14 protein-coding genes are annotated in these 13,620 nt (G+C 39.8%); 6 read left to right on the forward strand and 8 right to left on the reverse strand.

Going from position 1 to position 13,620, the window contains the following annotated elements:
* Positions 1 to 17 precede the first annotated feature (17 nt).
* From rseP to rimO, 7 genes are all read right to left on the reverse strand, one after another.
* The gene (rseP, locus tag F903_RS11050; protein ID WP_005197080.1) at positions 18 to 1,373 is read right to left on the reverse strand and encodes an RIP metalloprotease RseP; all 1,356 of its coding nucleotides are present in this window, start codon (positions 1,371 to 1,373) and stop codon (positions 18 to 20) included.
* A gap of 5 nt (positions 1,374 to 1,378) precedes the next feature.
* On the reverse strand, positions 1,379 to 2,575 hold the full coding sequence (ispC, locus tag F903_RS11055; RefSeq protein WP_005197081.1) for a 1-deoxy-D-xylulose-5-phosphate reductoisomerase: 1,197 nt from the start codon (positions 2,573 to 2,575) through the stop codon (positions 1,379 to 1,381).
* On the reverse strand, positions 2,576 to 3,400 hold the full coding sequence (locus F903_RS11060) for a phosphatidate cytidylyltransferase (RefSeq protein ID WP_005197084.1): 825 nt from the start codon (positions 3,398 to 3,400) through the stop codon (positions 2,576 to 2,578).
* 2 nt (positions 3,401 to 3,402) lie between these two features.
* Positions 3,403 to 4,152, reverse strand: a complete 750-nt coding sequence (gene uppS / locus F903_RS11065; protein WP_004670968.1) for a polyprenyl diphosphate synthase — start codon at positions 4,150 to 4,152, stop codon at positions 3,403 to 3,405.
* 4 nt (positions 4,153 to 4,156) lie between these two features.
* Complete coding sequence (gene frr, locus F903_RS11070; RefSeq protein ID WP_005197086.1) at positions 4,157 to 4,711, reverse strand: ribosome recycling factor; 555 nt, start codon at positions 4,709 to 4,711, stop codon at positions 4,157 to 4,159.
* A 76-nt stretch (positions 4,712 to 4,787) separates the two neighbouring features.
* Positions 4,788 to 5,516, reverse strand: a complete 729-nt coding sequence (pyrH, locus tag F903_RS11075; protein ID WP_004670966.1) for a UMP kinase — start codon at positions 5,514 to 5,516, stop codon at positions 4,788 to 4,790.
* A gap of 53 nt (positions 5,517 to 5,569) precedes the next feature.
* Positions 5,570 to 6,913: a 30S ribosomal protein S12 methylthiotransferase RimO gene (rimO, locus tag F903_RS11080; protein WP_004670964.1), complete on the reverse strand. Its 1,344-nt coding sequence runs from the start codon at positions 6,911 to 6,913 to the stop codon at positions 5,570 to 5,572.
* A 328-nt stretch (positions 6,914 to 7,241) separates the two neighbouring features.
* Here rimO and glnL point away from each other — a divergent pair, with 328 nt between their 5' ends.
* The 5 genes from glnL to F903_RS11105 all read left to right on the forward strand — a co-directional run bounded on the left by glnL (position 7,242) and on the right by F903_RS11105 (position 12,364).
* On the forward strand, positions 7,242 to 8,351 hold the full coding sequence (gene glnL, locus F903_RS11085) for a nitrogen regulation protein NR(II) (RefSeq protein WP_005197090.1): 1,110 nt from the start codon (positions 7,242 to 7,244) through the stop codon (positions 8,349 to 8,351).
* Entirely contained in the window at positions 8,338 to 9,843 is a 1,506-nt protein-coding gene (gene glnG, locus F903_RS11090) for a nitrogen regulation protein NR(I) (RefSeq protein WP_005197093.1), read from the forward strand. The genes glnL and glnG overlap by 14 nt, the downstream gene beginning before the upstream one ends.
* 153 nt (positions 9,844 to 9,996) lie before the next feature.
* Positions 9,997 to 10,638, forward strand: coding sequence for a TetR/AcrR family transcriptional regulator (locus F903_RS11095; RefSeq protein ID WP_005197094.1), 642 nt, complete (start codon positions 9,997 to 9,999; stop codon positions 10,636 to 10,638).
* A 112-nt stretch (positions 10,639 to 10,750) separates the two neighbouring features.
* Positions 10,751 to 11,671, forward strand: coding sequence for an ornithine carbamoyltransferase (argF, locus tag F903_RS11100; protein WP_004670955.1), 921 nt, complete (start codon positions 10,751 to 10,753; stop codon positions 11,669 to 11,671).
* Between the two features lie 168 nt (positions 11,672 to 11,839).
* Positions 11,840 to 12,364: a protein tyrosine phosphatase family protein gene (locus tag F903_RS11105; protein WP_004670953.1), complete on the forward strand. Its 525-nt coding sequence runs from the start codon at positions 11,840 to 11,842 to the stop codon at positions 12,362 to 12,364.
* Here F903_RS11105 and ispF read toward each other — a convergent pair.
* Entirely contained in the window at positions 12,352 to 12,843 is a 492-nt protein-coding gene (gene ispF, locus F903_RS11110) for a 2-C-methyl-D-erythritol 2,4-cyclodiphosphate synthase (RefSeq protein ID WP_005197095.1), read from the reverse strand. The two genes, F903_RS11105 and ispF, sit on opposite strands and share 13 nt — an antisense overlap.
* A gap of 98 nt (positions 12,844 to 12,941) precedes the next feature.
* On the opposite strand from ispF, the gene F903_RS11115 reads away from it, so the two are divergent.
* Entirely contained in the window at positions 12,942 to 13,589 is a 648-nt protein-coding gene (locus tag F903_RS11115) for an A1S_1983 family putative colistin resistance protein (protein ID WP_034595032.1), read from the forward strand.
* Positions 13,590 to 13,620: the final 31 nt, after the last annotated feature.

A 13,620-nucleotide genomic window follows, 5' to 3' on the forward strand; every position in this document is an offset into this window, starting at 1 on the left:
ATTCCATTTGCGTTTTTTTATAAACGCATGAAGTCGTTAAATAAAGCCAAAAGCATCATGCTACCGAGCAGTACCATACCAACTTTTAGACCCAATATCTGTATTTGTTCGGAAACAGGTTTACCACGAATGAGTTCGATAAAGTAATAAACCAAATGTCCACCATCAAGCATCGGAATCGGCAATAAATTCAAAATCCCCAAACTCACACTCATCAGTGCCATAAAGGAAATAAATGTCTGCCATCCCATTTCAGCACTTTGACCTGCAACTTTAGCAATCGTGATTGGTCCTGACAAATTATCTAGCCCAATTAATCCACGTACCATTTTGACGATCGAGTTAAAAATCATACTTGAAAGCTGTACGGTTTTATCAACCGCGACACCAAAAGCCTGTAAAGGTGAATACTGAATGGTTTGCTTATAGTCATTCGGAATCGTGACTTGACCTGCATCACTCTTCACTCCCAGTACACCAGTCACATTGCCCATATTGTCACGTTGACCACGGGGTATCATCTGTAAATGTACCAGCTCACCTTGTCGCATTACATCAATATTTAATAGCTTTTCAGGTGATTTTTGAACCACACTCACCACATCAAACCAGTCTTTCATGGCAACATCATTAATTGCCACAATTTGATCGCCTTCTTTCATCCCTTGGCGAATCGCAGTGCCATCGGCAGTCAGTTCTTTCACGACAGCAGGGATCATTGGACGATAAGGTAGAAAACCCAATGCGTCTAAAGGTGATTGACTTTGATCTTTGAGAAAGTTTTGGATCGCCAAGTTAAATTGTTTTTCAGTACCGTCTCGCTCAACCAGCACCGACACTTGACCAGATTCACCCACACGGTTAATTAAAGCAAAGTTTAATTTTTCCCATGTCGGCGTCGTTTGACCATCCACAGCTAGAACTTTATCACCGACCTGTAGATCGACCTGAGCGGCAGGTGTATTTGGCATGATTTTACCAATACGCGTATTCAACTGTTCTTGTGCAGGTAGGAACAAAATCCAAAATAAAAAAACTGCAAAAATGAGATTAATTAAAGGACCCGCAGCAACAATTGCAATACGCTTCCACGGTGGCTGTCGATTGAATGTATAAGGAAGGTCTTTTTCTGCGACATTTCCCTCACGCTCATCCAACATCTTGACGTAACCACCTAAAGGCAACGCAGAAAGCTGATATTGAATACCAGATTTTTTAGATTGCCATTTCAGTAAAGTTGGACCAAAACCAATCGAATAAACTAAAACTTTTACACCAAGCTTGCGTGCAACCCAATAGTGACCAAACTCATGAATTGCGATCAGAGGCCCAAGCAATAAAATCGCTGCAACAATCATAAATAGTGCATTCATACGATTTAGCCTCCTATATCCACAATGTATTTCTCTGCAATCCGTCTAGCGATCATATCAGTATGCAAAATGATGTCTATATTTTCTGCTTTAGCATTTTGTACAGCATCTAAGGTCTGTTCGACAACTTGAGCAATTTGTGTAAAACCGATGCGGTTTTGTAAAAATGCAGCCACTGCAATTTCATTTGCTGCATTCAAGATCGTAGGTGCTAAACCACCTGCTCTCATCGCCTGACGTGCTAGATTTAAAGCAGGAAACTTAACTTCATCAGGTGCTTGAAAGTCCAACTGAGCTGTCGCAAATAAATCCAATGCAGGAACATGTGTTTTTAGACGCTTTGGCCATGCCAATGCATGTGCAATCGGCGTACACATATCGGGGTTACCCATTTGTGCCAAAGTTGAACCATCCACATATTGAACCATTGAATGAATGATACTTTGTGGATGCACAACAACTGTAACAAAATGTTCTGATATTGAAAACAAATGGCATGCTTCGATCAGTTCTAGACCTTTATTCATCAAAGTCGCCGAGTCTACTGAGATCTTTTGTCCCATCGACCAGTTTGGATGTTTGCACGCTTGTTGTGGTGTTACTGCACTTAATTGTTCTAAAGTGTGATTGAGAAATGGGCCACCAGAGGCAGTCAACAAAATACCAGAAACGCCTAGCTGTGGCTGCCCTGTTCGTTCAGTGGTTAAGTAATCATGCGGTAATGATTGAAAAATCGCATTATGTTCAGAATCTACGGGTAATAGTAATGCACTATGCTCACGTGCAACCTGCATCATAATGTCACCCGACATCACCAATGCTTCTTTATTGGCAAGTAATACACGTTTACCTGCTTTAACTGCCGCAAGTGTCGGCAATAAACCAGCAGCACCAACGATCGCTGCCATGACAATATCAACGTCAGGATGTTCAGCAATCTCAATTAAGCCAGTTTCATCCGAAAGAATTTCAATTTGTTTTAAATTTTCTTGGTTAAAACGCTGTTGCAGTTCACTGACTTTTTCATTCGGTACCACAACAATTTTAGGATGAAATTTTCTACAAATCTCTAAAAGCTCATCTAAACGACTATAAGCAGAAACCGCAAATACAGTGTATTGCTCTGGGTGCTGCGCTAATACTTTTAAAGTACTTTGTCCAATTGAACCTGTCGCACCCAATATACAAACAGCTTGTGTCATTTATAGATCTACACCAATAAGTTTTAAGATATACAACCCTGTTGCAAAAATCGGGGCAGCTGCGAGCAAAGAATCTATTCGATCGAGCACACCACCATGTCCAGGGAGTACGCGACCAGAATCTTTAATCCCAGCACGGCGTTTAATCATCGACTCGAACAAATCGCCCAATACTGAGGCAAACACGGTAATGATAGAGAGTATTAAGAATAAGACGAGCTGTACAGTGGTTAAATCTAAATAAAAATACTGCACAACAAACATAATAATGACAGTCGTTGCAATACCGCCATACAATCCCTCTAGGGATTTGTTTGGACTTACAAAAGGTGCAAGTTTCTTTTGACCAAATTTGCGTCCAACAAAATAAGCACCACTGTCCGCGCCCCAAACCAGCAAGAACAAATACATTAACCACCACGGCGAACTAAACCATAGGGCATACAATGCAGTGACTGCAGCAGAAATTAAGATAAAGCCAATGATATATAATGACGGATTGTACCAACCATCTGATTCAGGAAAGTTTTTAACCCAATAAATACTTCCCAACCAAGTGAGAATAGAAGCAGCCCAAAGGAGAAGTGCCACATCATCGTAGAACAATGCCAGTGCTGATACCAGTGCTACACAACCACCATACAACCAAGCCTTAGGTTTTGGCACAGTGGTCGCAGTACGTGGCATAAGCTTAAACCACTCATAACCTGCCACCCCCGCAGCTAAAATCATAAGCATAAACATTGGATAATGTGATTGCGTTGCAAACATGCAACTTAAAACAACAGCAACTAACACCAATGCGGTAATAATCCGCTCTAACATTATTAATTCTCTATTTTCGCTTGTTGAATCTGTTCAGATGTCTTACCAAAACGTCTTTCACGTCCCGAAAAAACGCGAAACGCATGATCTAATTCTTTAATTGTAAATTCTGGCCATAAAGTCTCAGTAAAATACAATTCTGCATATGCTGCTTGCCAAAGTAAGAAATTAGACAACCGATAGTCACCACCAGTACGGACCAACAAATCGACAGCAGGTAGATCATTTAGACTGACATATTTATCAAATAAATCAACATTTATCTGATCTGTTTGAAGTTTTCCAGCCAGTGCATCTTCAGCAATACATTTTGCAGCATGAGCCATATCCCACATACCACCATAACTTACCGCGATGGAAAGTGTCATGGAATCAAAAGCTGCGGTTTTCTGCTCTGCCACTTGCATTAAATCACGCAATTCATTTGACAACCGAGAACGATCCCCAATGAAACGCAGTGCAATGTTGAACTTTTCCATCCGCGGAAGCTGCTCATGAATGGTTTCTTCAAGCAATTGCATGAGCAAATCAACTTCGTATTGAGGACGATTCCAATTCTCGCTGGAGAATGCAAAAACGGTTAACGCTCGAACACCCATTTTTTTACAATGTTCGACGATAGGATCTAAGACATTTTTGCCTTCACGATGCCCATCACCTTTTTGCATTTGCTTTTTTTTAGCAAAACGATTGTTGCCATCCATAATGATGGCAACATGTTGAGGAAGAAGCGGTTCTTCTTGCAAGGTCATAGAATTAGACCTTCATCAATTCTGCTTCTTTTGCCGCAAGACGTTTATCAACCTCTGCAACATATTTGTCTGTAATTTTTTGGATATCATCACCTGCACGACGATCATCATCTTCAGAAATTTCTTTTTCTTTCAATAATGATTTGATGTCACCCAAAACGTCACGACGAATGTTACGAATCGCGATTTTTGCATTCTCAGCTTCGGTACGTGCTACTTTTTGCATATCACGGCGTGTTTCCTCAGTCAAAGCTGGTAACGGAACACGAATAGAATCAGCAGTGATTGGATTCAATCCCAAGTCACTTTCACGAATCGCTTTATCAATTGCAGAAACCATTGTACGTTCAAATGGCTGAACGACTAGCGTACGCGAATCTTCTACACCTACGTTCGCAACTTGGTTAAGTGGCACGTCAGAACCATAGTAAGAAACCGTTACACCATTTAAAATAGATGGATGAGCACGTCCAGTACGAACCTTTGCAAACCCCTGCTCTAAAGATTCAAGGGTTTTCTGCATGCGCTGTTCGCTATCTTTTTTGAGATCGTTAATCATATGATCTTCCTTACTTATTCAATAGGTATTACAAGAAAATTATGCGTAGTATAAAGAGCTTTATGCTTCACGTATATTAGTTGGTGACGTGAGTACCTTCTTTTTCGCCCATTACGACAGAAAGTAATGCACCAGATTTATTCATATCGAATACTTGGAGTGGAACATTGTGGTCACGACACAAGCAAATCGCAGTCAAATCCATAACACCCAATTTCTCATCAAGCACTTGATCGAAAGTTAAGTGATCATATTTAACCGCATCATCATATTTACTTGGGTCTTTATTATAGACACCATCAACCTTGGTTGCTTTAAGGATCAAGTTCGATTCGATCTCAATACCACGCAAACATGCTGCTGTATCCGTCGTAAAAAATGGATTACCTGTGCCTGCAACGAATACACATACTTCGCCTTGGCTTAGATAACGAATTGCATCACGGCTAGAATATGACTCAACCACTGTACCGATCTGTAACGCAGACATTAAGCGAGTTTTAATATTACGACGTACCAATGCATCACGCATTGCCAAACCGTTCATTACTGTTGCCAACATTCCCATTTGGTCACCCGTAACGCGACCGACCAAACCATCTTTTTGTAATTGGCTACCGCGATATAAGTTACCACCACCAACCACAATACCCACCTGCACACCTAAACCAACTAAGTGCGCAATCGACAATGACATTTGATCGAGGACTTGGGCATCAATACCCATATCTTTATTTCCTGCTAGTGCTTCACCAGAAAGCTTGAGCAAGATACGTGCATAACGTGGATTCTTAGAAGTTGACATACTTTTATACTCCAAACCGAACAATCTCAAAAATTCTTAAATTTAATCCAAAATCAAGCAGATTTAATCTGAATCAACTTTGCAAATAAATCATATTCATCTGCATCGGTAATTTCGACTTCAAGCAAATCCCCTGCTTTAATCAGGCTTTTATCAATATCTTCAACAAAAACATTACCATCGATTTCTGGTGCATCTGCGTATGAACGTGCAACAGCAACTGGAAATTCGTCTTCTAAATTATCAACAAGTACAGTCATGGTTTGACCAATTCGTTTTTGCAACTTTTCCGCTGAAATTTGCTGTTGGACTTCCATAAAACGTTCATAACGTTGTTGTTTAATTTCTTCAGGAACATGATCAGGCAGATCGTTGGCTGTCGCACCTTCTACAGGCGAATAAGTAAAACAACCAACACGATCAAGTTGAGCTTCTTTCAACCAATTCAATAAAATTTGGAAATCTTCTTCTGTTTCGCCGGGAAAACCAACCACGAATGTTGAACGAATCACCAAATCAGGGCATTTTTCTCGCCACAATTTAAGGCGCTCTAACGTGTTTTCACTATGTGCTGGTCGCTTCATCAATTTTAAGATACGTGGACTGGCATGCTGAAAAGGGATGTCTAAATATGGTAAAATCTTGCCTTGACCCATCAGGTCAATCACTGCATCAACATGTGGATATGGATACACATAATGTAAACGCACCCAAATTCCAAGTTGACCGAGTGCTTCACACATATCATAGAATTTGGTTTTTACTGGCTGACCATTCCAAAAGTCCAGCTTATATTTAGTATCCAATCCATAAGCAGACGTATCTTGAGAAATCACCAAGACTTCTTTTACACCTGCACGCTTCAGCGCAGCTGCTTCTTCCAACACTGAACCTACAGGACGAGAAACAAGATCACCACGCATACTTGGAATAATGCAGAACGTACAACGATGGTTGCAACCTTCTGATATTTTTAGATAAGCATAGTGTTTTGGTGTTAAACGCACACCTTGCTCTGGAACTAAATCGACAAATGGATTGTGCTTTGGTGGTGCAGGTACATATTCATGTACTGCTTCCATCACATCTTGATATGCTGCGGCACCTGTTACTTTAAGAACATTTGGGTGCATTTGGCGTATTTTATCTTCGTCTTTGCCTAAACAACCTGTTACGATAACTCGACCGTTTTCGCTCATGGCTTCGCCAATCGCGTCTAAAGACTCTTGTACTGCAGATTCAATAAAACCACAGGTATTAACAACAACCAAATCTGCACCGTCATAATCTGATGCAACTTGATAACCTTCAGTCTTTAACTGAGTTAAAATTCGTTCAGAATCTACCAATGCCTTAGGACAACCTAAAGATACAAAACCGACTTTGGGGGTCTTCATGAATCTGCGCTCCACTTGAATCGGCGTATTGTATGACTTTTCTTGGCTTACGCATAGCTGCAAAAACATCTCTTTGTGTAATGCACCAAAATACAACCAATCTTTTAAATAAAATCCATTAATGCACTATTTTGGAACATGCTAATATATTAAATTAAAGCGATGTATGTGAAAAATACCGTATAAATAGATCACTTCATAAATAAGCTATTGAAATTTAGCCAATACAAAGTTGGCGTGCATTTTGCATAAACTACACTTTAGAAGTTAATGGCTATTCATTCAAATTGATATTTATTGCGCCATTTTAAAACAGGACGATTCACAAATGGATCAACACAACACTATCGACTATCGACTCTTAGTAGATAATCTGACAACTGCCATTTTATTGGTCGATAGTAACCTTAATATTTTCTATTTGAATTCTGCTTGTGAAGCATTGTTTGATATCAGTCTACTCCGTGCCTCAAGACAACCCGTCTTGAATTTATTGCACGCTCATGATGATTCATTCAATACACATGAAGCTTTATTAAAAACATTAAAAAGCGGACAACATTACACACGTCGTGAAGCAGTGATCAATGTAAGTTTTAAATCAATTCACGTTGATTATACGGTTTCACAACTTAGTACTGGAAAAAACCATACTCCATTATTACTCATCGAACTCAACCCTATTGATCGCATGCTAAAGATTTCCAAAGAAGAAAACTTAGTTCAACAACATCAAGTCGCTCGCCAATTGGTTCGTGGTGTCGCCCATGAAATCAAAAATCCTTTAGCAGGCATTCGCGGTGCAACTCAACTACTCGCACGTAGCTTAAATGATGATCGTTATGGAGAGTTTACCGACATTATTATTAGTGAAGTGGATCGGCTCACCAATTTAGCAGACACCATGCTCGGTTCACGCCAATTGCCAAGTTATGAACTTGTGAATGTGCACGAGCCTTTAGAGCGCGTTAGATCATTGATTACAAATCAAACCAAGAAGAAGATTAAAATTACACGCGACTACGATCTTTCATTGCCCGATGTTATGGCAGACCGTGATCAACTCATTCAAGTCATGCTCAACATTAGCGTAAATGCCGTTCAAGCCATGACAGAAAATAAAGATTTCTTTGTAGATTCTGAACCTGAACTTATTTTACGAACCCGTATACAACGCCTAGTGACCATTAATGGTTCTCTTCATCGCTCAACCGTTCGTGTTGACATTGAAGACAATGGACCCGGTGTACCTGAAAGTATTTTAGAATCTGTATTTTATCCGTTGGTCACTGGACGAGCGAAAGGGACAGGTCTAGGCCTCAGCATTGCACAAAACATCATGCATCAACATAACGGAATGATCGAGTGTCAATCCGTTTCTGGAAAAACCGTTTTTAGCTTATATTTACCTTGGGAGTCGGACCGTGTCACGAAATAAAATTTGGGTAATAGATGACGATCGTGCCATGCGCTGGGTACTCGAAAAAACTTTCAAAGAGGAAGGTTTTGACGTTACCAATTTTGAAGAGGCACAAACCGCACTAGATCGCCTACATGAAGATGCACCTGATGTCATTTTGACGGATATTCGCATGCCTGGTATTGATGGTTTAACTTTTTTATCTAAAGTTAAAAATACCCATCCTGATCTACCTGTGATCATAATGACTGCTCACTCTGATCTGGAGTCAGCAGTATCTAGCTATCAAACAGGTGCTTTCGAATACTTACCAAAACCTTTTGATATTGATGAAGCATTAGCACTGGTCAATCGTGCTATTTTGCATATCAATAAATTACAACAGCAAGAAGCGACCAAAACCGCAGCAGCAGCGCCTATTCAATCCACTGAAATCATTGGTGAATCACCTGCCATGCAGGAAGTCTTCCGTGCGATTGGACGTTTATCACAATCACATATTACAGTGTTGATTAATGGTGAATCAGGGACTGGTAAAGAACTGGTTGCGCATGCCTTGCACAAACACTCACCACGACGCGCTAAACCTTTTATTGCACTCAACATGGCTGCAATTCCAAAAGACTTAATTGAAACTGAGTTGTTTGGACATGAAAAAGGTGCATTTACGGGTGCGAACACCCAACACCAAGGACGTTTTGAACAAGCCAATGGCGGTACATTATTCCTAGATGAAATTGGTGATATGCCTTTTGAAACGCAAACTCGTTTACTTCGCGTCTTAGCAGATGGCGAATTTTATCGCGTTGGCGGACATGTACCTGTGAAAGTTGATGTCCGTATTGTTGCTGCAACCCATCAAGATCTGGAAAAGTTGGTGAATGATGGACGTTTCCGCGAAGACTTATATCATCGCCTAAATGTCATTCGTATTCATATTCCAAAACTTGCACATCGTAGCGAAGATATTCCTATGCTGGCGCAACACTTCTTAGCTCGTGCAGGTAAAGAGTTAGGCGTAAGCCCAAAAATCTTACGTACTGAAACAACCGACTATATGCAACAACTACCTTGGCCGGGAAATGTCCGTCAGTTAGAAAATACCTGCCGCTGGCTTACCGTCATGATCACAGGTCGTGAAGTCTATCCAGAAGATCTCCCTGCAGAACTTAAACAAGTTTCTGTGCAGAAAATCTCAAGTGACGCGACTTCAACAACTTCTACCACCAGTACAGCCTTAGTTGACCGAATGGCAGTTCATCACTGGGATGAGTTATTGTCTCAATGGGCAATTCAAAAACTCAAAAATGGTGAAATGAAGATTCTCGATATCGCCACACCGATGTTTGAACGCACATTGATCACTGCTGCATTGCAACAAACCCGTGGTCGTAAACGTCACGCCGCTGAGCTATTAGGTTGGGGTCGCAACACACTCACCCGTAAGCTTAAAGAGCTAGGGATGGATTCCACAGAGGAAGATGAAGAAGAGGAAACTCGCATAGTCTAGCGATTCAATATATTTAGCAAAAAAAGCGAGTCATTTAGGTGCTCGCTTTTTTTTGCTTTGTAGCAGGCGTGACATATACCTCATAAGATCACCATACAATACATATGGTTTTTGCTATAATGAGGATTACCCAACATATGAGTATCGAATACGATGACTGATATTTGTTACCCAAATTGTGAACGACCTCAAACCCGTCGAGGTCAAGAACGTCGCCTTGCCTTACTCCTTTGTGCAACCGACATGTTTCTTGAGAAAGGTTATGATGCTGTTTCTTTGGATGATATTGTCAATCATGCAGGTGGATCCAAGACATCCATCTATAAATATTTTGGAAACAAAGAAGGGCTTTTTAGCGCAATTTGTGATTACCGAAGAGAAGTTTTCTTTAATGGGGTCTGCTTACCTTATTCCTCAGAAAAGATTAGCTTAAAAAACTACTTATCTAAGACACTCCAACGCTTTTACCAACATATTATTCAACCTGAAAATATCGCATTTATGCGTATGTTTACTGAGCAATCTCAAAAAGATGCACAATTAGCGAATTATTTTTATAACAAATGCGCCTCCAACATTCAAAATACGATCGCTTTTGCGCTCGAACAAGCACATTCAGACAATGAGATTTTTTGTTCACAACCCCACTTTTCAGCCACGATGTATTTTGGGATTCTACGTGATGTAGAGTGGCGTATTTTGATGGGTCTAGATGTGTCAGATAATGATGCTGAAATATTTGATTATATTAATTATTGTGTAGAACTATTCTTAAAAGCTCATCAAAAGGTCTAATTCTTTTGCATTTTTTTAGACCTATAGTATAGTAGTCAATTCTTTTTTATTCACCACCCAATAAAGAGCAATTAGTTATTGTTTTTATTCAATAATTATTGTGGGAGTAACTATGGCGCTTCGGCATTTTCTAACTTTACGTGACCTATCTTCTTTGGAACTGCAACGCATTTTAGATCGCGCGCATGAACTTAAGCGTATGCAACATAGCAATACGGTATATCAACCTTTTGTTGGTAAAGTTTTGGGAATGATTTTTGAGAAATCGAGTACGCGTACACGTATTTCTTTTGAAGCTGGTATCGACCAGTTTGGTGGTAGTGCTATCTTTTTATCTCCACGCGATACCCAATTGGGCCGTGGTGAACCAATTGAAGATTCTGCACGTGTTATTTCAAGCATGCTTGATATCGTCATGATCCGTACTTTTGGTCATGACATTGTCGAACGTTTTGCTTCTTACTCAAAAGTTCCTGTCATCAATGGTCTCACTGATGATCATCACCCTTGCCAATTACTCGCTGACTTACAAACCTTCCAAGAACATCGTGGCAGCATCGAAGGTAAAACAGTTGCGTGGATCGGTGATGGCAACAATATGTGTAACTCATATATTGAAGCAGCACATATGATGGGCTTTAAACTAAAAATTGCTGCGCCTGAAGGTTATGAACCACAAGCGAAATTTTTAGCCGAATTTGCAGATTGTGTTGAAGTTTTCAACAAAGCCGAAGATGCAGCCGTTAATGCTGACTTGATCGTGACCGATGTTTGGGCAAGCATGGGGCAAGAAGAAGAGCAAAAACTTCGTGAGAAAGCGTTTGCTGATTTTCAAGTCAATGAAAAACTCATGGACTTGGCTCATCCTGATTGTTTATTTATGCATTGTTTGCCAGCACATCGTGGTGAAGAAATCTCTGAAAATATGCTTGATCATAAAAATGCCGTTGTTTGGGATGAAGCAGAGAATCGCTTACATGCACAAAAAGCATTGATGGAGTTCTTACTGAACGAGAATCTAAAAAAAGGTTAATTGCCAGTATCAAAAAACAGCATCATTTGATGCTGTTTTTTTGCATCTTATATTTTTTATTTGAGCCTTATAAATTGAACACTTAAATAAAAACACTTATAGTAATCCATGCCCTTTAGATTAAGTTTCTCTTTATAAGAAAACTTCAATGACGACACAGCGGATCTTATGACGACACTTGAGCAAGCTTTATCTGAAATACCAAGTTTCTCCGTGGTGCATGAGCATTTATTTAGCTCAGCTCAACCAACTGCAGAACAATTACAGCAGATCAAAGAGTATGGTTGCAGTACAGTCATTAATCTCGCAACCAGCAAATCCGAGAACCATTTACTCAAACAAGATCAAATTTGCTTAGCGCTTGGATTAAATTATATGCATATCCCAATCGACTGGGACATGCCTTGTTCAGAACAATGCCTTTTTGTATTGGATCTCATTGATCACTTAGTACAAAACGAAGTCGTTTGGTTACACTGTGCTAAAAATATGCGTGTGAGTAGCCTCATGTATTTGTATCGCCAATTCTATATGAACATTGACCTACCAGAAGCCCAAGAACTGTTACACCAGATCTGGGAACCAAACGAGACTTGGACTGGTCTAATCCATAGCATTGCTTTACAACTCCAAGGCCGTAAAGCAACTCAAGAATTGCAACAAGCTTTGATTAATACAGATCATTTTGCTTGATGTGAAATCAATACTGTAGCTGTTGCTAGGATGCCTTCTTGGCGACCAGTAAAACCAAGTTTTTCAGTGGTTGTGGCTTTAATACTAATTTGCGTCACCTCGACATCTAGCACATCTGCAATACTTTGACGCATTTCTAGATTATGTTTAGCCAGTTTCGGACGTTCACAGGCAACTGTGATATCAGCGTTATTTAAATGATAACCACGATCCAAAATCAACTGATAAACATGTTTCAGCAGCACACGACTATCAGCACCTTTATATTCTGGATCAGTATCAGGAAAGTGTTGCCCAATATCCCCTAAAGCCAAAGCCCCCAATAAAGCGTCGCTTAGTGCATGCAAAACTACATCACCATCTGAATGTGCTTTTAAACCGTGTGTATGAGGGATTTGAACACCTGCCAAGGTTACAAAATCACCTTCTTCAAAAGCATGTACATCTATCCCTTGTCCAATACGAATCTGAGCAACCATAACATTTTCCTTTTACAATATACCGAACAAATCTTGTATTCAGGCTTTCTATTTCGCTATAGTACGTTGAGCAAATTAGACTGAAAGTATAAGTGATTATGCTGTTGAACATGGTAAGAAATCAATTAAAGAAAGCAGGTTATATCATCGCATTGGGTTGTTTCTGCTCAACATATACATTTGCCCAATCTATCGATTGCTCTAGCAGCAACGCTGATCTCAAAATCATATGTTCAAAGCAATATGATGAACACCGACTAAAACTCAACGATAAATTTTTAACGGCTTATCTAGTCACTGACGCGCCTTTGCAACTTTTACACGATACTCAAAAGTTATGGTTAGGCCAAATACGAAAATGTAAATCGAAAGCATGTTTTCAACAGCAGTTCGATGCGCGTTTTGATGATTTGAATTTTTATACTTCAATGAATCAAACGCTCACACAGCACTATTTAAAATACGAACATGGCAAACTTGCAGCGCAACCTGTTCATTTACAAATTCATCAGCTCGACAAAGACAAACTTAAAATTGAAGGGATCGCCTATCGAAATCCTAACAATCGTTTGGAAACACAAACAGTATCTTTGCTTGCTTATAGCACCCCGAATGAGAAAAATCAGATTACCGACAACGAAAAGATGTGCCAATATCAATTTGATTTTCAGAAAGCTTTATTGGTGATAAAAACCGAACAAAATGGTTGCGAACGCTTTGCAGGTATTTATCGCTTATATGATTGATCTCAAAATGACGAATATGAAGCCGATGTAT

The sequence above is a fragment of the Acinetobacter sp. NIPH 298 genome (genome assembly GCF_000369505.1).
In the GTDB taxonomy this organism is placed as follows: Bacteria; Pseudomonadota; Gammaproteobacteria; order Pseudomonadales; family Moraxellaceae; genus Acinetobacter.